Raw genomic sequence first — 20461 nt, 5'->3', positions numbered from 1 at the left:
TGTTTAAGAAATGAAATCAGCTAGATCAAGCGCTCTCTTTCTTGAGAAATCAGAAAAACCCCATCCCAAAAAGGGACGAGGTTCATTCTCGCGGTACCACCCTACTTGCAATTGCATAACGCAATTGCCGCTTAGACACTAGTAACGACAGTGTGAGGCCGAGAACCAAGATCTACATAAAGGTTCTAGCTCAGGAGTGATTTTCGTTTCTGATTTACCACCAGGCTTACACCATCCCCGGCTCGCTATGGGCAAAATCAGAAAGTACTTTTTCCGTCAACGCTTCTTCGTTTCAATTTACTTTTCATTATAAAAATGTGTTCGGAAGTTGTCAAGCTTCTTTCGTCTTCGTAACTAGTTCTTCATCTAGACTGTCTACATTCGGAATATCCAACTCTTGCTCAGCTGCACTTTCTACGCTGGATGTATCTAATTCATACTTCAACAAGTCGTCCCAGTCTTCAGTGTTGATCATATCAAGCTGCGCTTCTACCATCATCTTGAAACGGCTTTTGAATACTTTTGACTGTTTCTTCAACACTTCGACTTCTAGTGCAATCTTTCTTGCCTGCGCGAGTGCGTCGTTAACAAGGCGGTCTGCATTCTTTTCTGCTTCAGAAATGATTAACTTTGATTCTTGAATAGCATTTTTGCGAACATCTTCTGCAGCTTCTTGTGCAATCAGAATAGATTTCTGCATCGTTTCTTCTATTAAATTAAAGTGAGTAATCTTAACTTCATTATCAGAAACTGTTTTTTCAAGTTCTTCATTTTTCTTCAGAACATTTTCGTAGTCTTTCATCAATTGTTCTAAAAATCCATTCACTTCATCTTCGTCATAGCCACGAAATTTCGTGTTGAATGTTTTGTTATGTATATCCGTAGGGGTTAAAGCCATAATACGCTTTCTCCTTTCAGTATGCTTACATAGTTTACAGTGTGATTGTGTTTACTACTTGATTAAACACTACTTTTCTTAATTTATCAAGGATTCTATTCAGACTAGCGCACCGATCATCACGCGAATTTTATCTTTCTTTGTACGCCCTTCGATACTCATAATTCTAAAGCGGCCAAATCCTCTAATTGAGAGTACATCATATTCTTCCACTTCAAATGCTTGTTGATCAATCATAGCCCAATTCACTTTTACTTTTTCCGCCTTAATAAGTGAAGAAGCTTTAGCTCTTGAACTGTTTGTTAATGCTGCTACAACTACGTCCAAACGCAATGAACTAACGATATGCAGTTCTTCCGTCCACTCTTCTTTTACATTAATAAAGTCTTCCGTGGTCAAAACTGGCTCTACTGAAACTTTCACTTTACCGACTTGCGTGAAATGGACATGGATGTATTCAGATACTTCCTCAGCAACCGCAAATTGCACCGCTTCTTCAGTTAGTTGTATATCACCAAACCGTGAACGTTCAATTCCAACAGACAGTAAAGATCCAAGGAGTTGGGAATGTTTCATCGTAACGAATTTTTGCGGATAATTCACTTTATATATACTGATTTGAAAATCCTCTTTAATCGGGGTGTAATAATCAGGGTAGATGAGTACACGCTGTCGTTCTGCATCATTAAAGCCACCTTCAGCTGTCAATGTGAGATCTGAATTTCTCACGATTGATTCTGTTATGAACCGCTGACGTGGATCCATAAACTCTGTTAGCTTGGGCGCATATGTATCTTCTACTTCTTTCACCCAACTATTCACTTTTTCAATAAACGGTTGTTCTTCTTTACGAAAATGTTGAAATATTGAATCCATTCTATTTCTTCTCCTTATATAAAAAAATCCCCACCTTGTGAGGATTTCCAAATTCAGTTAAGGTTATACTTAATTTACTAATGCTTGGAAGATCATCAAATAAATCTGTCCAATCCCTCTGCTGATTAATTGTAAGGACAGCAATGCGACGATCGGTGAAAAATCAATCATGCCGAATGGAGGTATGAACTTACGGAAAAAGCCTAAATAGGGCTCTGCTATCTTTGCTATCAGCTGCCCAAATTTTGTTTCTCTAGTAGATGGAACCCATGACATTAAAATATAAATGACCAATAGGATTGAATAGATTTGTAACGCTCCGGATATTAATAAATAAGAATTGTTTAATAATGCGATCATAATAACATGTACACCTCATTCAAATTGTTCAACTTTCAACTATTGAAAGTTCTAAGTTGTGTAGCCTATCGTTCTTGTTGTTCAGATAGAAACTCCGTTATTTTACCGGCTACTTCTACGTTGTCAGGTGCACATAGAAATATATCTGCGCCAATTCGTTGAATGTCGCCACCGAGGGCATAAACTGTCCCACTTAAGAAATCAATGATACGAAATCCTTGATCTCGCTCTATCTGCTGTAAGTTCACAACGACAGAACGGCGATTCTTCAAATGTTCTGCAATATCCTCTACTTCAGCATAAGAACGCGGCTCGAGTAGAATGACTTTTGATGATTTTTGAAGACTTTGTAGGCTAATCACTGGGGCTTGTGTAGATGAAGGTTTTTGCGGTGAGGCTTGAAGTCGACTATTGACAGCCCGTTTCTTCCCTGCTAGCTTCTTCATCTCTTTGCGAGCCATTGCTTGTTCACCTTTTGTTGGTTTGCTTTGGGGTTTCGGTTGTTGAACTAAATCTTCTTCCTGTACCCAAAACATTTTTTCCAATCGTTTTTTGAGGCTCATTCAGTTTCCTCGCTTTCTGATCCGGCCAATGCAGTGCCGATGCGTATATGAGTTGCACCTTCTTCTATTGCAATTGTAAAATCATTGGACATACCCATGGACAGTTTAGTACACGGTGCGTAGGATAATCCTTTTGTTGCGATTCTGTCTCGTAGTTCACGTAAAGAACGGAATGTGTTGCGAACTACAGATTCATCATCCGTGTTTGGTGCCATCGTCATCAGTCCAATTACATGAATGTTTTCGTAAGCCGCTAATTGTTCAAAGAATACATCTGCTTCATCGGGAGTAATACCCGATTTAGATTTTTCACCTGAAACATTGACTTGTACAAAACAATCTAGCGGCTTACTTGCCCGCTTGTTCACTTCATTCGCAAGGCTCATACGGTCAAGCGAATGAAGGCAGTCAATCGTGTCGACTAATTCTTTTACTTTGCGTGTTTGTAAGTTACCAATAAAGTGCCAATTGACTGGACCTACAATCGTTTCTTGCTTATCAAGCAATCCTTCGAGACGATTTTCCCCTAAGTTCCTAATCCCAATATCTAGTAGGGATTGGGCTCTAGCGGAAGATACTTGCTTCGTGACAGCTATTAACGTGATATCATCCGAGCTGCGATTTGACGTTTCACATGCTTCGTTTATTTGATTTTGTATAGTGGCTAGTCGTTGTTCTACTTGTTCCATATTATCACTACTTTTCATTAGCTTTATTTCATTGTATCAATTTGGGCACTATATATCAACGATAAGTCATTTATTGAGCCGTTTATTCTCAATCAAGATAATATCTTTTCCAATCGTCATGACGTCTTTGTAATTGATTTTTTGGACACCTTTTGACTTGCTGTCTGAGAAGAATGAGCGTTCAAGTTCGCCTATATGAAGTTGAGCAATTTCTCCTTTTTCGATGTCGATTGTGGCGTCTTGAACAAAACCGAGGAAAGACCCTTTTTTCAGTTCAATGACTTCTTTTTTCTGTAAGCTGGAAAAACGCATAGTTTCCCCTCCTTCTTTCATACTATGCATAGTGAGTTTTAATGAGAACGTGGAAAAATGCTCGACGAATTAGAAAGTGCCTAGAGAGGGAGACATTGGATAGTGGTTTGGGATTTCCGTTGCAGAAGTGGATGCTTTCCGGGGGTAAAATCTTGAGCCGCTTCCATCGCTACGTGCAAAGATGTGCTCCTAACGCTTCGCTTTTACTCGCAAAAGCCGTACTTCGCAACGGCTCTCGCTCAGTCTAGGATCTCAAGATCGTGCTGATCACCAGGTGTCGCCACCTTTTCCACTACAATCCTACCGTGAGATTGCGATTAGTTTTAAACGTCATTGTTATTGGCAAGTGACTTAGTGGCGCTTTATTACTTATTTAAATTCAAAATCTGTAAAGTCTTGAAGCTCAATGAGCGCTTACAAAGCAAGTATGATCACTTAATTGCTTCTAAGAGCGTTTACCCAATGAATATGATCGCTTGTTGAGATCATTGAGCGGTCGTGAAGTTGCTATGATCACTTAGACGAATCTATGAGCGCTTGCGTATTGGGTTTGGGTTTGGGTTTGGGTTTGGGTTTGACTATATCTCCTCCCATCTATATCCAGAAAAACAAAAGTGAATCGTAGTGGAAGGCGACTCGCCCGAACGCGTCCGCCTGGAACGCAGAGTAATGTTGCCTTCCCCTCACCCACTCACTTCGCCAACAAAAACAAAAACTGTCCCCCCACGTTTATGTGGAAAGGACAGTCTTTGTATATCAATCGCTATCATTATTTCTTCTGCTCAATTCCAAGCCGAATCTGCTCCATCGCATGCTTTTCAATTCTTGAGATTTGAGCCTGTGAGATTCCGAGCTCCTTAGCAATTTCGGTTTGCGTCTGACCGAGGTAAAATCGTTTGGAAACGATAAGTTGTTGACGTTCGTCCAGCTCGCTCATTTTATCTTTAATGGACACATAGTTCATCCAACGATCCTCTGATACTCTCTGGTCATGTAGCTGATCCATCATATAAATCGGATCGCCGCCATCGCTGTTCATTGGCTCATGCAACGACATAGGGTCCTGTATGGCATCTAAGGCGAAGAGTATATCTTCTTCCGGTATGCCGGTAATCTTCTCGAGATCTGAAATTCTTGGTTCGTGTTGATGTTCGTTGACATATTGTTCTTTTGCCCTGATGGCTTTATAAGCGATATCACGTAACGATCTGGATACACGAACAGCATGATGATCACGAAGATGTCGTTTTATTTCTCCAATAATCATCGGCACAGCGTAGGTGGAAAACCGGACATTATGTTTTAAGTCAAAATTGTCTATGGCTTTCAACAACCCAATACAACCAACCTGGAATAAATCATCAGCCTGCTCTCCACGATAGTTAAAGCGTTGAACAAGGCTAAGTACGAGACGTAAATTCGCAAATACCAATTCATCTCTAGCAAATTCGTCACCGCTTTGCAAACGGATGAATGTCTCTTTCATCACATCGGCAGTTAATAAAGGCAGCTCGGACGTATTGATCCCACAAATTTCTACTCTTGTACGTACCATTGGCTCTTCCTCCGCATTCTATAGGTGAGTGTACAGAGTAGTGTGTCCTCAACTCTTTAGAATATGCGAATTCACGAATCGCCAATTTCTGCCGATAAGCCCAGTTATGAAATTGGTTGATTTAGTCGATCTCGTAGCTCAGAAATTATTTTCTTTTCCAATCTAGATATATACGATTGTGAAATACCGAGAAGATCCGCTACTTCTTTTTGTGTCATTTCATTCGTGCCCATTAGTCCGAATCGTTGTTCCATAATATAACGTTCTCTTTCATCTAAAACTGAAATGGCATCGATCATATATTGACGCTCTAGCTTTTTCTCGACATCGTCTATAATAATGTCTTCATCTGTCCCTAGGATATCCGATAGAAGTAACTCATTACCATCGGCATCCGAATTTAACGGTTCATCAAATGAGATCTCCGAACGAATTCGATTCGTTTTACGCAAATGCATTAAAATTTCATTTTCAATACAACGAGAAGCATATGTCGCCAGCTTAATATTTTTATCTGCTTTAAAAGTTTCTATTGCTTTGATCAAGCCGATAGTTCCTATACTAATGAGATCTTCAATATTCGTGTTCGTATTATCGAAGCGCCTTGCGATATAGACAACGAGACGTAAATTTTTTTCAATTAATGTATCACGCGCAGCAGCATCGCCATTCATTAATGCCGCAATCATTTTTGCTTCCTGCTCCTTATCGAGTGGCTTAGGAAGAGACTCATGTCCACCAATATAAAATATGCCGCTTTTTTGTCTAAAGAATCCCACAATATAAGAAACCCATTTTTTTACTTCTATCAACATATAGCCGTTCTCCCTTCTTCTTTTAGTACATCCATCGCACTCATTTGCAAAATAGCCGCTGCACCTTGAGGGTATTGATGCTGTTCTTTCGTCAAGACGATGTATCCTACAGGCAATAACTCTCCTTCGAGCAACCAGCTATCATACTTGATTCCAACAGCCCACGAAGCACCTTGAACAGTCTGCAATCGTATTAAACGAAGATTCTTTTGATAAGTAGCAGGGAAACTCGCCAAGTCTGGAGATTTTTCAGGATTCCAGGACACTAGTGCTGAAGCGAAGTCGTCTGGCAGCTGATCTTTGATTGCCTTATAGCCAATAAAATGCACAGGATCTCCTGATAATGGTTCTACGCAATGATTACCCGTATCGATGAATACCTTAAGTGGAATGGAATGTCCCCATAAATTCAATTCTGAGTCCAGCGTGAAACTCATTAACTTATTCATCATGCGTGTGTCAATCCATTTATGCTTCACGATGTATAACGACAGATAGGTTAGACCAATCGCTACGAATAAAAAGCGTTGATTTACGTTGATACTAATCTGTGCATAGATCAAGGTCAACATTCCTCCTGCGAAGAAAGCCGCGATCAGTACAGCGAGAATCGAACTTTTCCAACTCCTAAACGTTTGTCCAAATGCGATATACGTCATTCCTAAAAAAGTGAAGATCATCGCTGGCAAAGAATACGGGAACAACGTAATAAAGAAGGCACCGAGAAATGCTGCGCTCCATAACCTCCTTTTGCTCGTTTGATGATTTCCAACTTTATTAGTGAATGATAGGATGGCGTAGTTAAAGAGCATGTTGATCCCTATCATCAGTTCTCCATACATATGCCGGCCTCCTTACAAACAGATTATCATGGCTTTAATGAAAAACCTGTCGGGCTTTGGATGGTTTCCTATAAAAACTTCGACATATTTTTAAGTGCGTATAGTCATCGCGCTATGACGAAATCAAAAAAGCTTCCCGCATGAGAATTTCATCTCTTGCGGGAAGCTAGTTCTATTTATTATTTACGACGCGTACGATTACGTAAGAACGTTGGGATATCCAATTGTTCTTCGTGCTGATGCTGCTGATTAACCTGTGGCTGTCTCGGCTCAGCTTGTTGTTCGTAACGTGGTTGCTCTTCATATCTGCTCTGTTGTGTTGGCGGTTGCTGTTGTACAGGTCTTTGTGGGCGAACGCCACCCGTCACCCCAGCACCACGTTGTCTTGATGGAGCTAATTGTTCTTCGTTAAATCCTGTCGCGATGACTGTGACGATGATTTCATCTTTCAAGTCGTCGTTGATAACAGAACCGAAGATCATGTTAACGTTTTCGTCTGAAGCAGTGGCAACAATATCAGCTGCTTCCTGCACTTCAAACAAGCTCAAGTTCGAACCACCTGTAATATTCATTAAGACACCTTTGGCTCCATCGATTGATGTTTCAAGCAACGGACTAGAAATAGCTTTTTTCGCGGCTTCCGCTGCACGATTTTCACCAGTAGACATACCGATCCCCATCAATGCAGATCCTTTGTTGTACATGATCGTTTTCACGTCAGCAAAGTCGAGATTGATCAATCCAGGTACTGCGATCAAATCCGAGATACCTTGAACACCTTGACGCAATACATTGTCAGCTTCTCTGAACGCTTCAAGCATTGGAGTGTTTTTATCCACAATCTCCAGCAACTTGTCATTTGGAATAACAATTAGCGTATCGATTGCTTCTTTCATGCTTGCGATACCGCCAGCTGCTGAAGTAGATCTCTTTCTTCCTTCAAAAGTGAACGGACGTGTAACCACACCTACTGTCAATGCACCAATATCTTTAGCGATTTGAGCGATAACTGGTGCTGCACCCGTACCAGTTCCGCCTCCCATACCAGCTGTAACGAAGACCATGTCTGCTCCACGTAGAGCTTCTTCGATCTGCTCTTTACTTTCTTCAGCAGCTTTTTTACCTACCTCAGGGTTAGCGCCTGCGCCAAGTCCTCTAGTAAGCTTCTCACCGATTTGTAGTTTGATTTCAGCCGATGATAATTTCAATGCTTGAGCATCCGTATTTACCGCGATAAATTCTACACCTTGCACTCCATGTTCAATCATACGGTTGACCGCATTGTTTCCGCCGCCGCCCACTCCAATAACTTTAATTACCGCTAATGCATCTATATTCGTCTCAAATTCAAGCATTGATTTTCCTCCTCTAAATTATCTGTAATTCCCTGTTCAACACAATGGTTTACTCAAAGAAATTGTCGAATACTTTTTTAGCGCGTTTCATGAATCCTTGACCTTTTTCTTTTTTCGGCTTAACTGGTCTAGCTACAGGTTCCGCAACTTCATAAATGGAGTCTGATGATTGAGGTGAACCAACCGGCTCTTCTTCATAACCAAAGAACACATCTTCCATATATGCATAGCGAATCAAGCCAACCGCAGTAGAATACATTGGCTCACGGACACCAATATATTCTGGTGTGTATAATCTAGCTCTTGTTTTAAAGACATCACGAGCCAACTGTAAAATCCCGTCCAATTTAGCTGTACCGCCTGTGATGACGATACCGCCAGGCAAGTCACGGATACCTGTTGCATATAAGTCTTCGAGAATCAATTCGAACAATTCTTCAAGACGTGAACCGATAACATCAGAGATATAACGCTGGCTATATTGATCTTTTGCATCTGACCCTACTACCGGTACTTCAAATAATTCTTCATCTGAAGCATCATCATAATAGGCGTGTCCATACTGATGCTTAATCATTCTTGCTTGTTCTGTAGGTGTTTTTAAGACGATTGATAAGTCTTTTGTAATATGATCTCCGCCAACAGGTAATACAGACGTACTAATCAAACGATTTTCAGCGAACACCGAAACCGTAGTTGATCCTCCACCAATATCGATAAAGGCAGTTCCATGATACATTTCATCTTCAGATAATGCGAATGTACCTGCCGCCAATGGCTGCAAATAAATTTCGCGTATTTGTAAACCAGCTTTTTCTACACAGCGTAAAATGTTATGTAGTTGAGTTTTGGACGTCGTAATTAACGTCGCGTCCATTTCCAATCTTACTCCCATCATACCACGGGGGTCTGTGATTTCATCATAATCATCGACAATAAATTGCTTTGGCACTAAATTGACGAATTCTCTTTCCGGTGGAACATTCATTACTTGTGATGATTTCATAACTCTTTCTAGGTCATCATCTGTGATTTCACGATTTTCAGAGTTCACAGCCACAACACCTTTGACGTTTTGGAACTGAACGCCATTTGCAGGTATGCCAAGAACTACTTCTTCAATTTTCAAGCCTGTCATTCTTTCAGCCTGTTCAATCGCTTTACGGATTGACTGGACAGTGGCATCAATATCAATAATTGTTCCTTTGCGAATTCCAGCAGATTGTACATTTCCTACACCGATTACATGCAGGGCATTTTGATCCATCTCCCCAATTAAGACTTTAATTGTGGATGATCCTATATCAAGTGATACGTAATGATTTGATTTACTCAATTATTGACACCTCCTTAATGTAACTAGTAACTTCCATTCTATTGTATTATGACTGCTTTGTCTAAATATTTTCAACACCCTCTTCTAAAAACATGTAATATTACGCATTTGTGTCGGAATTTTTGTTTCTACCCGTCCATTTTGCGAGCAAGATTCTTCTGATGACCGCGATGTTTTGGAATAATCGTACACCAAAAGCGAAAACTGCTGCCAAGTATAAATCTACACCTAAGTGTACACCGATAAAAGCAAGTGCTGCTGCTAATAGTATATTGAAGAAAAATCCGCTGACGAATATTCGGTCGTCATACACTTGCTGAAGATAGGCTCTGATTCCACCAAATAGTGTATCAAATGCAGCGAGAATCGCAATAGTTAAATAGTTATTATATACTTGCGGGATCTGTATATCCGAGAGCAAACCTAGTGAAACGCCAAGGAGGAGCCCAAGTAAGGGTAGCCACATATTGTCATTCCTCCTTTGTTTGTTCTTTTAAAAACCGATTTTCAAAACCGCCCGTCCAGCCTTGTAACGTAATGTCATCCGTTGGTTCACTAATTGTCAGTATTAAGTCGTCCAAATAAAACTCATCTTGTATGGTAGTTGTCAATAATTGATTATACAACTTTTCACTTTCTTCCTTCGTAGGAGAAACGACTTTAATATTGAACGGTGGTGTGGAAACCACTTCCCCATTGACGGTCAGATTACCATTAATATCCCGGATCCAACTCAACGTAGTAAAGCGCTTGCCATCAATCTCCAACTCATTACCTTGTTGTTGATTCACCACATTAATAAACCAAGCCAGCAGTTCAGATGATACTGGCTCTATTTCATAACCGAACGCAATACTTTCTGGGGATGGCGCGACTTCTATTACAAATCCTGGACCAGTGGTCGGCATGAATCCCGCTTGTTTATACAGTTTATCCAACGTGTCTTGCAACACACTTGCTGCATTGGCTTCGGGTGATGCATTATAAGCAACAAGCGTCTGGTCAATTCCCCTGATTTCTTCTAAAAGTTCAGAGTGGATTTTTCTTTCACTCGATAATTCTTTACGAATAGCCCATAAATCTCGTGTGTCTCGTGGAGATGTAGTATTCATTGTGTTGTATTGTAAAGCCAATACAAATCCCACTATACCGAGAATCAACGTGAACTTCCAGTGTATTTTTTGCTTCACTCTACCCCCCCACAATCCCTCATACTTCGTCACGAATCGCAGGTAGTTGAACTTCCTTCATTTCTTCCAATGTGACGACGATATTATCTCGCAACAAACCATCTATAACACTGCCTTTTAAATGTAGCGCTGGAGTTAGCACTTTCGGATCTCCTACTGCTTCTATAATAAAAGGTGCTGGAAACGTTCTGCCATCAACCATAATAACAGGGCCTGTACATTTTATGTACGAATTCGAATTAATCCGTTGCCCATTGATTGTCATTCCTTGCGCACCTGCGATTTTCAATTCATTAATTACACGTAAAACGTGACTTTCATGGACGATATAATCATTCGGATTTTGTATTGAAGGATCATAAGCTGCATCTTCCAGTGTTACTTTTACTCCTGCACCTTTTGACGGAATATCGCCAAGCAATAATCTTAAATCTCGAGCTTTTTCCACAAGAACCGCATGATTTTTTTCTTTATCGGAGAACTCCTGCTCAAACGAATGCACTTTTTTCTGTTTCTCCAATAATTCATTTGTCAATTCCTTATTTCTCTCTTGCTGATCGATTAAATCGGCCCGATACTGTTCTTCTTGCTGAAATAAATTGGTTTGCTGTGAATCCAACACTTGTTGCTTACTGCCAATTGTACGGTAGGAAAATGCAAGCATGAAGCCCAAGACTAGAAATACGATGGATAGCACCAATTGCTTGCCGCGTTTTTCTCTAGTTTTCTTCAGTGTTTTGCTCACTTTTTTCCTCCTTATTCATTTCTACTTCGACCGGCTTGCCCTTTGTTGTGGCTGACTCTTCAGTGGGCTGTGGAATTTCCACATCTATCGGTACTGGTTCTTTGTAGAAATCTGTATATGTTTTAAAATACACGCCAATTTCAATATCTAGCACGCCTTTTTCTTCTTTTGGCAATTGAGCGATGATATCCGGATAGTAGGACATTTTATCAGCGAAACCTAAAATCACTGCATGTACCTCATATCCATCACTCATAAATACGTCAATTTTTTCTTCTCCTTGATAACGAAGCTCTGACAGGAGTTCAAAAACTGTACTATCCATCATTTGTAGTTCACCGATCATTCGTTCCGTCACTTCAGGATCGGTAAAACCAGATAGGATAGGCGCATGAGAAAGGATATCAGGATCGGTAGTTTCTAGGCGATCACCATTTTCCAACAATAAATTATATTGTCCTTGATTCTCTATAAAGGCAACCGGTTCCCACTCTGTAACATGAATGGAAACATCATTATAAAAATCACGACTCACCGTGGCACCTTTCACGCCGGGAATTTTCTTGATATTTTTTTCTATATCTTTAGCACGGAAACCCCATAGTGATTGCCCCTTATACAATCCACTCTGATCTTTATACTCCTCACTTTTGTGTAAAACAGTCTCATTAATGGATATATTCGATACATCGCTTAATGAAGATTGGAAATACAATAAGGCAAGAAGAACAAGGACGAATATCACGACGAGTAGAAGAAAGCTCATATTGGCCTTTCTTCTGCGTTTTTTACGCATAGATGGAATCCGATCTTCAATATCTATTATTTTTTCCACATCCTGTTCTCCCTTCATCCTGCCCTTTTATTCGCAGAGTAGTGTAAAATTGTTCCAACAGCAAGCCAAGTGGTCAACAGCGAGGATCCTCCATAACTTATGAAAGGCAACGTCACCCCTGTCACAGGCAGCAAACCTGATACGACTCCCATATTTAAAAACGTTTGGAAAGTGATCATGGACACCATACCGGTGACAATTAAAAACGAATTCCAGTTGTTCAGCCGAATCGCTATGCCGAATGCAGAAGCGAATAACAAGATAAACAGCAATACGATAGACGCTGCACCGATAAAGCCTATTTCTTCTGCAATAATCGAAAAGATAAAGTCATTTTGAGGTTCAGGCAAGTACAAAAACTTTTGACGACTATTCCCAAAGCCATGACCGAATAATCCGCCAGGGGCAATTGCGAATAAGGATTGAATACTTTGGAACCCCGTACCGAGAGGATCGTTCCACGGATCAATATAGGATTTAATTCGATCCAAACGATACGGTGCAGCTAGAATGAGTGCGATAAAAGCACCGAGTCCTGAGACGAAAAGAAAGATAAAGAATGACAATGGATAGCCAGCCAAGAAAAGAATGACAAAAGCAGATACTATCATGATGACGGCAGAGCCGAGGTCAGGTTGCAACATGATCAAAGTTGCGGGTAATAAAATCCATGCAAAATGTTGCCACTGCCAGGACTTTTCTTTATGTTTCTTCATACCGCTTGCTAATTTTCCAAGCAAAGCCACCTTAACGAATTCCGCCGGTTGCAAACTAATGGGACCAAACGCGATCCAGCTTTGAGAACCATTTCGCACCGCTCCAATACCCGGTATCAATACTGCTACCAACATTAAAATTGAAGCGATATAACAATAGGTCCAAAATTTAGGATGGGATGTTAACGGACTTTTGACCAGCACATAAGCGACAGCCAAGGAAATCATCATATAGATGCCTTGCTTGACGATAAATGGAGAAGAATCTTGATAATGTACTTCTCCCCAATAAGATCCTGCCGATTGCACAAATACTAATCCAATCAGCGACAATAATAGGGCGGTTGTCAAAAAGATTATACGGTAGGTTCTTTCCAGCGTTCGCATCCTTCCTCAAATTAATCGATCATTCCCTCACTTTACTCTCTAACTATTACAACGAATTTACAACTTCATGACTGCATCAATAAATTGATCTCCACGAATTTCAAAGCTCTCGTATTGATCCCAACTTGCACAGCTCGGTGACAATAAAATCACATCGTCTTCACAGCTACACGCATATGCCTTCTGGACGGCTTCCTGCATAGTCGATGCTTGGATTGTCTCTGTTACACCACAAGACTTCGCAAACTCTGCAAAACGCTCTGCTGTCTCCCCTATCGTCACGACAGCACGGACATTTTTCATATGAGGGCGTAATTCTTCAAATGAATGGCCTCTGTCAAGTCCACCTGCAATCAAAATAATTGGCATCTTAAATGAGGAAAGTGCACTTTTTGTCGCTAATGTATTTGTCGCTTTTGAATCATTGTATATGGTACGACTTTTTACTTCGCGAACAAATTGCATACGGTGACGAACACCAGTGAAAGAACTTAATACATTTTCTATCGCTGTTTTTTCACACCCTGACAATATGGCTGCTGCTGTCGCTGATAAGATATTCTCTAAATTATGGCGACCCGGTAATTTTATATGCTTAATTTCTATGAAAGGTTCACCTAACCAATAAATCCATTCCTCATCTGCTGAGATACCCTCATCGGCTTTTCCTAGTGCTGTGAAAGGAACTTTTTGAGATTTAAATGATTCTACTGCCTCATTAATTAACTTTTGATCAGCATTAAAAATCAAGTATTCTTCTGAAGTTTGATTGCGTGCCACTTGCAACTTTGCATCCAGATACTCTTGCATCGATCCATGATAGTCCAAATGCGCTTCGTATAAATTCGTAAAAATTGCAATTCGCGGGACAAAGCTTTCTGTTCCAGCCAATTGGAATGAAGAAGCTTCAAGCACAATCACTTCATTCGCATGAGCTTTTTCCGCCACTGTACAAGAAACCGTTCCAATATTGCCGGCAATCAACGGTTTTTTATTGGCCATATTGAGCATGTGGTAAAGCAATGTTGTGGTTGTTGTTTTACCGTTTGAACCTGTAATGGCAATAATCGGTGCTTCACTGAGAATACCTGCTAATTCCACTTCGGTCCAAATCGGGATATTTTGCTCAACAGCACTAGCTATCAATGAATTGCTATAAGGAATCCCCGGATTTTTCACGATGAAGTCGAAATTTCGATCCAGCAAATCATTTGGGTGTCCCCCACCAATGACTTCGATTCCTTGTGTTTGAAGTTCCACTGCCTCTTCATTGCCTTCTAGCGGTTTGGAATCATTGACTACAACTTCAGCGCCCAGACGCTGAAGCAAACCTGCTGCTGCCACTCCACTCTTCGCAAGACCGACTACGAGTATTTTTTTACCTATGAATTGTTCAGTATTCTTCATCTACATGACCTCCAAGAAGACCGGTACGAGGGCGGCAAGCAATGCCACACCCCAGAACACAATCACTACTTTCCATTCAGACCAGCCCGATAATTCAAAGTGATGATGAATAGGGCTCATTTTGAAGACACGTTTTCCAGTCATTTTAAAACTGATGACTTGAATGATGACAGAAAGGGTTTCTACTACAAATACAATTCCGATGATCAATAACAATAATTCCTGCTTGATCAATACTGAAATCATAGCGAGCGCGCCACCTAATGCCAATGAACCTGTGTCTCCCATAAATACTTTTGCTGGTTTGATATTGAATAGTAAAAAACCAAGCATTGCACCTGCTACTACAAATGCGAATAACGCGATATCGTTTTGCTCATATGCTAAAGCAAATACACCAAATGCAGAGAATGCTATAGTTGATGTACCGCCAACTAGTCCGTCCAATCCATCCGTTAAGTTGACTGCGTTTGAAAAGCCAACGAGCCAAAAGACTAAAAATGCCACATAAAATACACCTAGATCTATTCCCATTTCTGTGAAAGGAATCATTACGGTCGTTTCGAATGGTCCGAGTTTCAGTAAGAAAAAGGCAACAATTGCAATAATGATCTGCCCGATTAATTTCTGAAGTGATGTCAACCCTAAGTTGCGCTTCGCTACGATGATAATAAAGTCATCTAGGAAGCCGATGATTCCGAAACCAACCAGCACGATCAATAGCACAATCGTATGAGTAGTTAATGTGTCGTTTATGTAAGATAAAGTGAGTGTTGAAATTAATATGGAAAGAAGGAAGATGAGCCCGCCCATCGTAGGCGTTCCCGCTTTCTTCAAATGCGCTTGCGGGCCCTCTTCCCGTATGCTTTGACCAAATTTCAACCTTCTAAGTAATGGGATGATGATCACCCCGATAATCGCTGATACGAAAAATGCGACAGCGATTATCGTGACTGTGGTGCCGAGTGTCATGGTAAGTTCTCCTTCTACTATCAATTGCGTGTCAGTGAAGCACTGCTTATTCTGTGTACAAATGAATCGTGTCTTCCACGGTCATCAAAGTATGGGGAGCAGGCAACTGTCGAATGACTTTCTTGCCTTTTCCATGCCACTTAACTTTGAACGTGTAATTTTGTGACAGTAATTCTTTTTCATTCATTCCAAGTAAATCGGGTGAACGGAATGTGATCGCGTCTCCCCATCGGTATTCTTTTTCCAACTGTTCTTTTCTTCTTTCAATGTTAGCAATCGGGGCAATTTCTTCAATAATCCGTCCGACAATTGGTGCAGCGATGACTCCTCCGAATTGAATGGAGTTCTTCGGACTATCGATAGCTAGATATACGAGTAGTTCTGGATCATCTGCAGGCGCGAAGCCGATGAAGGAGACGATATAATCACCATCTTTATAGCGACCATTCTCCACTTTCTGTGCCGTCCCTGTTTTACCACCGATACGAAGTCCATCTGCAAATGCATTACGCCCCGATCCATTTGCCACCACAGATTCAAGCGCGTGCCGTACTTCGGCTGATGTTTCTTCGCTGATTACTTGTCTTTTCAATTCAGGTTCGAATTCTTTTAACGTCTTACCTTCAGAGTCCTTTATCGATTTGACGATATAAGGCTTATAAAGTTTACCGCCATTAATAGCTGCGGCAACTGCTTGCACTTGTTGGATTGGTGTAACAGAGATTCCTTGCCCGAACGAAGTGGTTGCCTGTTCTACTGGTCCAAATGCTTCTTCAGAAAACAAAATACCTTTTGATTCTCCAGCAATGCCTGATTCTGTCGAGCTACCAAAGCCGAATTCACGAATATAGCGATCTAATTTTTCGCTACCGAGTCGCTGACCCATCGTAATGAAACCAGGGTTACATGAGTTTTCTACAACTTCCAGAAATGTTTGATCTTTATGCCCTTCCCGTTTCCAACACCGTAATCTGGCGTTTGCAACGACTTTATAACCAGGGTCATAAAAATTCTCATTCTCCAAATCGATGACGTCTTCTTCCAAACTTGCCGCCAATGTAAGAATCTTGAATGTGGAACCAGGCTCGTATGTCATCCATACAGGCAAATTCCGGTTATAGATAGTGGAATCCGCTGATTGGTATTCCCGTGGATCAAAACCAGGTACGGATGCCAGTGACAATAATTCTCCTGTTTTCGGATTCATTATGATTGCCAGTGCCTGTGTTGCATCATATTTCTCCATTGCTTGGATCAGTTCGCGTTCCACAATTTGGTGCATCTTCAAATCGATAGTCAGTTCCAACGTCGAACCGTCATTTCCATGTTCGAAACTATCCTCTACATGGGGCAATGCAATTCCTTTAGCATCCGTGAACAGTCGTACTTTGTCCCCTGTTCCATTCAGAATTTCATCATACGCATACTCAATACCCGCCAAGCCGTTGCCATCATAGCCAGTAAAACCGATCAAACGTGCTAATAGATCATCATATGGATAATGGCGAACGAAATCTACACCTACATACAAACCCGCTACTTGTAGTTTAGTAATTTCATCGCCCTGCTCTTTCGTGATGTTTTTTCCTTCCGGAGCTAATTTCACCATATATGTTTTTTTCTTCAGTTTTTCTTCCAACGCTTCTGGCGGCATGTTAAGGATTTTTGCAATTGCCGGTATATCGCTGGAAATGTCAGGATTTTGAGCTGGCATGAAATACAACGTGGGTGCTAGTTTATTACCAACAATTAACTTACCACTTCGGTCGGTAATATTTCCACGCATGGCACCAAAAGGAATTTCAATATCCCAATTTTCTTCTGCTTTTTCTTTAAGCCATTCATGCTTGACGATTTGGACATGAAATAGTTTACCTATAACAAGTAGTAGGCAAATAAGAAAGCATAAGAAAGCTGCACGTAAACGTTTTTTGGACTGCATATCAATAAATGAACGCAATGACTCACTACCTTTTTTTCTATTAAGGTATGCTGTGAAATCGTGCGCTATACATTAGCCGCCCATGATTTGCTCCTCTTCGTTCTCTTCCTTATCTTCATTACTTTTCTTTTTATTATACTGCTGCTCAGGCGTCCGAAGTTCAACGACGATCGGATCTTTTTTGTTTACTGACGTTCCTTCCGTTACGCTTTGTCCCACAACATAACCTTCTCCGTTGATTCGAATGTCCAACTTTGAAAGGTTCATAAAGGAAAGTACCATTTTTTTAGACCAACCTGTCATGTCTGGGAATGTCGTATCCCCTTTTGTTTCCAACAACACAATCGCGTCCTCCGGTAATTTCGTGTCAGCTTTTGGTATTTGTTTAGTTACTTTGCCACCTTCTCCGATTAGTACGGTTTGGAAGCCATCCTCGACTGCCAAAGAAGCTGCCGTTTCTGCATCTTCTCCTTCATAGTCCCCAACTTCTTTTACAGGAATCACTTGTTCATCATCAGGAGCAATGTTCAAATATTTCAAGCTGTTTTCCATAATCGGATTAAACACTTTTGATACAGGGTCAGAACCTAATTCACCTGCTTTTAATTCAGGTTGCTGAACAGTTACATAAATCAGAAGCTGCGGATCATCAATCGGTGCCATTCCAAGGAACGAGTATAAGTAGTTCCCATAGCCAGACATATAACCTTTTCCATCTGTTTTAGGAAGTTCGGCTGTACCTGTTTTACCGCCTACTGCGTAGTTTTCCAAATGATACTTTTGTGCAGTACCATGTTCTGAAGTCACTGTTGTCGCAAGGATTTCACGCACTTCTTTGGCTGTTGCTGCGGAAATCGGCGTTCCATTTTCTTCAGGTTCATGGTTCTCCAGCACTTCTTTCGTATTCGGATCAATGATTTGATCAATTACATATGGTTTCATCATGACACCGTTATTTGCAATAGCAGAAGCAGCCTGTATCATCTGTAATGGCGTCACTGTAGAACCTTGCCCATAAGAAGTCGTCAGTCGTTCAGCCGGATAATTATCCAATACTACTCCCGGTGCTTCATTTGGTAAATCGATTCCAGTTTTCTTGCCGAAACCAAATTTATGAACATATTCAATGAATTTCTTGTCGCCAATTCTTTCCAGTAAGTATGCCATTCCCACGTTAGAGGAACGTTGCAAACCTTCCATAAAAGAAATGGTGCCCCAGCCATTCACGTTAACATCACGAATCACCCGGTCGTAGATTCGATAAGATCCAGATTTGAAGTAATCGTCCGGTGCCCATTTACCTTCTTCCACTGCCGCGGCCAATGTGAACATCTTCATAGGAGAACCTGGCTCAATCGTCTGCTCAACTGCATCATTTAACCAGTTTTCTGTTAACCCTTCTCGCGTCATCGGGTTAAACGTCGGTCGCTGACTCATTGCCAAAATTTCACCCGTTTTAGGATTAGACACAAGCACAAGCATTTTCTTAGGAGAATATTCTTCTTCTACTTGATCCATCGCTTCTTCTACGAAGTTACTGATCGTCTTGTCCAATGTAAGCTTAATCGTCTGGCCATCTTTGGGTTCCTCAATTTGTTTGCTAGCCGTCGGCAATAAATATCCCCAACCATCTGATTGATAATTTACTTTTCCATCAACACCTGTTAGTTGCTCGTTATATGTTTTTTCAAGCCCCATCTTGCCTTTGGTGACAGTTAGATTATTTTCCAATTCTTCTTTTTGGGCGAAGCCCACTAAGTAAGAAGCGAATCGACCGTTAGGATAGAATCGTTTTTTACCTTCTACAAACAAAATACCCGATAAACCTTTTCTATCGAGTTCTTCCTTCATTTTCAATACCGTTTCACGATTCAAATCTTTGCCCGCGCGACCAAACTCAATTTGCCATGCGCCCTCTCTAGCATTTTCCATTTTATCGTAAATTTCACGTTCTTTTAGCGGTAAATACTTGGCCAGTACTTTCGCCGTCTCTTTATAATTGGTTACGTGATATTTTTTTTTGCTGTTTTTACTTGCAGCTTCGTTCACTACAGCAACCACATGGTAACTCAATGTATCTGACGCAATCGGCTCGTCGTTTCGATCAATAATAGATCCACGACTAGCTTGTAAGACGGCATTTTTTTCATATTGGTTCGAGGCGATTTTCGCTAACTCTTTACCATCTACTTGGCCTGTCATCTGAATAAAAAGAATTCTGCCGAATAATATGAAAAAGAGCCCTCCGAATACTACTAACATTAGAAAGGCTCCCCATTGAAAGCGAAACTTCTTCATCGTCCTGGTACAACCTTTACGTTACTTTCGTTAAGGTTCAAACCACTCTCTTGTGCTTTTTTCCAAATACGTTCGTACGTGGATTTGTCACTCACTTGAATGGACAATTCATTATTTTGTTTTGCAGTATCTTCAATTTCAGAGTTCATCAACTGCACTTCTTTATTTACAGCGTTTATATCTGAATGTGTCTGTAAAAGCATTGAAGAAGATCCAATTGTAAATGCCGCAAATAAAGTGAACAATATCTTTTCGCCTTTAGAAAAACGTTTTTTTACACGGCGGACAACCTGTGGCTGATTTTGATCAATATGCTGTCCTATCTCCGGTGTCTGTGACGTATTTAAGTTCCGTTGTTCTAGTCCCAT

The 20461-nt window shown here is 40.8% G+C and carries 21 protein-coding genes and 1 other annotated feature; all 21 genes read right to left on the bottom strand.

What is annotated here, in order from left to right:
- Positions 1-68 precede the first annotated feature (68 nt).
- Positions 69-289 (bottom strand) — a binding site (T-box leader).
- 42 nt (positions 290-331) lie between these two features.
- The 21 genes from SporoP8_RS14535 to ftsL all read right to left on the bottom strand — a co-directional run bounded on the left by SporoP8_RS14535 (position 332) and on the right by ftsL (position 20461).
- Positions 332-898: a DivIVA domain-containing protein gene (locus tag SporoP8_RS14535; RefSeq protein ID WP_085133177.1), complete on the bottom strand. Its 567-nt coding sequence runs from the start codon at positions 896-898 to the stop codon at positions 332-334.
- 99 nt (positions 899-997) lie between these two features.
- Positions 998-1774 carry a YlmH family RNA-binding protein gene (locus SporoP8_RS14530; protein ID WP_085133176.1) on the bottom strand — a complete coding sequence of 259 codons (777 nt, stop codon included), beginning with the start codon at positions 1772-1774 and terminating at the stop codon, positions 998-1000.
- A 69-nt stretch (positions 1775-1843) separates the two neighbouring features.
- On the bottom strand, positions 1844-2134 hold the full coding sequence (locus tag SporoP8_RS14525; RefSeq protein WP_085133175.1) for a YggT family protein: 291 nt from the start codon (positions 2132-2134) through the stop codon (positions 1844-1846).
- A 65-nt stretch (positions 2135-2199) separates the two neighbouring features.
- On the bottom strand, positions 2200-2697 hold the full coding sequence (locus tag SporoP8_RS14520) for a cell division protein SepF (protein WP_085133174.1): 498 nt from the start codon (positions 2695-2697) through the stop codon (positions 2200-2202).
- A complete protein-coding gene (locus SporoP8_RS14515) occupies positions 2694-3386 on the bottom strand; it encodes a YggS family pyridoxal phosphate-dependent enzyme (protein ID WP_085133173.1) in 693 nt (230 codons plus the stop codon). Before SporoP8_RS14515 ends, SporoP8_RS14520 begins: the two co-directional genes overlap by 4 nt.
- Before the next feature lie 66 nt (positions 3387-3452).
- On the bottom strand, positions 3453-3698 hold the full coding sequence (locus SporoP8_RS14510; RefSeq protein WP_158232258.1) for a PRC-barrel domain-containing protein: 246 nt from the start codon (positions 3696-3698) through the stop codon (positions 3453-3455).
- 769 nt (positions 3699-4467) lie between these two features.
- Positions 4468-5253, bottom strand: coding sequence for an RNA polymerase sporulation sigma factor SigG (gene sigG, locus SporoP8_RS14505; RefSeq protein ID WP_085133171.1), 786 nt, complete (start codon positions 5251-5253; stop codon positions 4468-4470).
- Positions 5254-5357: 104 nt separating this feature from the next.
- Positions 5358-6068: an RNA polymerase sporulation sigma factor SigE gene (gene sigE / locus SporoP8_RS14500; protein ID WP_085133170.1), complete on the bottom strand. Its 711-nt coding sequence runs from the start codon at positions 6066-6068 to the stop codon at positions 5358-5360.
- A complete protein-coding gene (locus SporoP8_RS14495) occupies positions 6062-6910 on the bottom strand; it encodes a sigma-E processing peptidase SpoIIGA (protein WP_085133169.1) in 849 nt (282 codons plus the stop codon). The genes sigE and SporoP8_RS14495 overlap by 7 nt, the downstream gene beginning before the upstream one ends.
- 179 nt (positions 6911-7089) lie before the next feature.
- Complete coding sequence (ftsZ, locus tag SporoP8_RS14490) at positions 7090-8265, bottom strand: cell division protein FtsZ (RefSeq protein ID WP_085133168.1); 1176 nt, start codon at positions 8263-8265, stop codon at positions 7090-7092.
- A 49-nt stretch (positions 8266-8314) separates the two neighbouring features.
- Entirely contained in the window at positions 8315-9601 is a 1287-nt protein-coding gene (gene ftsA / locus SporoP8_RS14485; protein ID WP_085133167.1) for a cell division protein FtsA, read from the bottom strand.
- A gap of 100 nt (positions 9602-9701) precedes the next feature.
- Entirely contained in the window at positions 9702-10067 is a 366-nt protein-coding gene (locus SporoP8_RS14480) for a small basic family protein (protein WP_085133166.1), read from the bottom strand.
- Between the two features lie 4 nt (positions 10068-10071).
- Complete coding sequence (locus SporoP8_RS14475; RefSeq protein ID WP_085133165.1) at positions 10072-10791, bottom strand: DUF881 domain-containing protein; 720 nt, start codon at positions 10789-10791, stop codon at positions 10072-10074.
- Between the two features lie 19 nt (positions 10792-10810).
- Positions 10811-11536, bottom strand: a complete 726-nt coding sequence (locus SporoP8_RS14470) for a DUF881 domain-containing protein (RefSeq protein ID WP_232319166.1) — start codon at positions 11534-11536, stop codon at positions 10811-10813.
- Positions 11511-12371 carry a cell division protein FtsQ/DivIB gene (locus SporoP8_RS14465; RefSeq protein WP_198166028.1) on the bottom strand — a complete coding sequence of 287 codons (861 nt, stop codon included), beginning with the start codon at positions 12369-12371 and terminating at the stop codon, positions 11511-11513. Before SporoP8_RS14465 ends, SporoP8_RS14470 begins: the two co-directional genes overlap by 26 nt.
- Positions 12372-12385: 14 nt before the next feature.
- On the bottom strand, positions 12386-13474 hold the full coding sequence (ftsW, locus tag SporoP8_RS14460) for a putative lipid II flippase FtsW (RefSeq protein ID WP_085133163.1): 1089 nt from the start codon (positions 13472-13474) through the stop codon (positions 12386-12388).
- A gap of 57 nt (positions 13475-13531) precedes the next feature.
- The gene (gene murD / locus SporoP8_RS14455) at positions 13532-14881 is read right to left on the bottom strand and encodes a UDP-N-acetylmuramoyl-L-alanine--D-glutamate ligase (protein WP_085133162.1); all 1350 of its coding nucleotides are present in this window, start codon (positions 14879-14881) and stop codon (positions 13532-13534) included.
- The gene (gene mraY / locus SporoP8_RS14450; protein WP_085133161.1) at positions 14882-15853 is read right to left on the bottom strand and encodes a phospho-N-acetylmuramoyl-pentapeptide-transferase; all 972 of its coding nucleotides are present in this window, start codon (positions 15851-15853) and stop codon (positions 14882-14884) included.
- 46 nt (positions 15854-15899) lie between these two features.
- A complete protein-coding gene (locus SporoP8_RS14445; RefSeq protein WP_085133666.1) occupies positions 15900-17795 on the bottom strand; it encodes a penicillin-binding transpeptidase domain-containing protein in 1896 nt (631 codons plus the stop codon).
- A 72-nt stretch (positions 17796-17867) separates the two neighbouring features.
- Positions 17868-20057 carry a penicillin-binding protein gene (locus SporoP8_RS14440; protein WP_232319165.1) on the bottom strand — a complete coding sequence of 730 codons (2190 nt, stop codon included), beginning with the start codon at positions 20055-20057 and terminating at the stop codon, positions 17868-17870.
- A 32-nt stretch (positions 20058-20089) separates the two neighbouring features.
- A complete protein-coding gene (gene ftsL / locus SporoP8_RS14435) occupies positions 20090-20461 on the bottom strand; it encodes a cell division protein FtsL (RefSeq protein WP_085133159.1) in 372 nt (123 codons plus the stop codon).

The sequence above is a fragment of the Sporosarcina ureae genome (assembly GCF_002101375.1).
In the GTDB taxonomy this organism is placed as follows: domain Bacteria; phylum Bacillota; class Bacilli; order Bacillales_A; family Planococcaceae; genus Sporosarcina; species Sporosarcina ureae_B.
The sequence above is the reverse complement of the archived record's forward strand: the minus strand, read 5'-3'. Positions and strand labels throughout refer to the sequence as shown.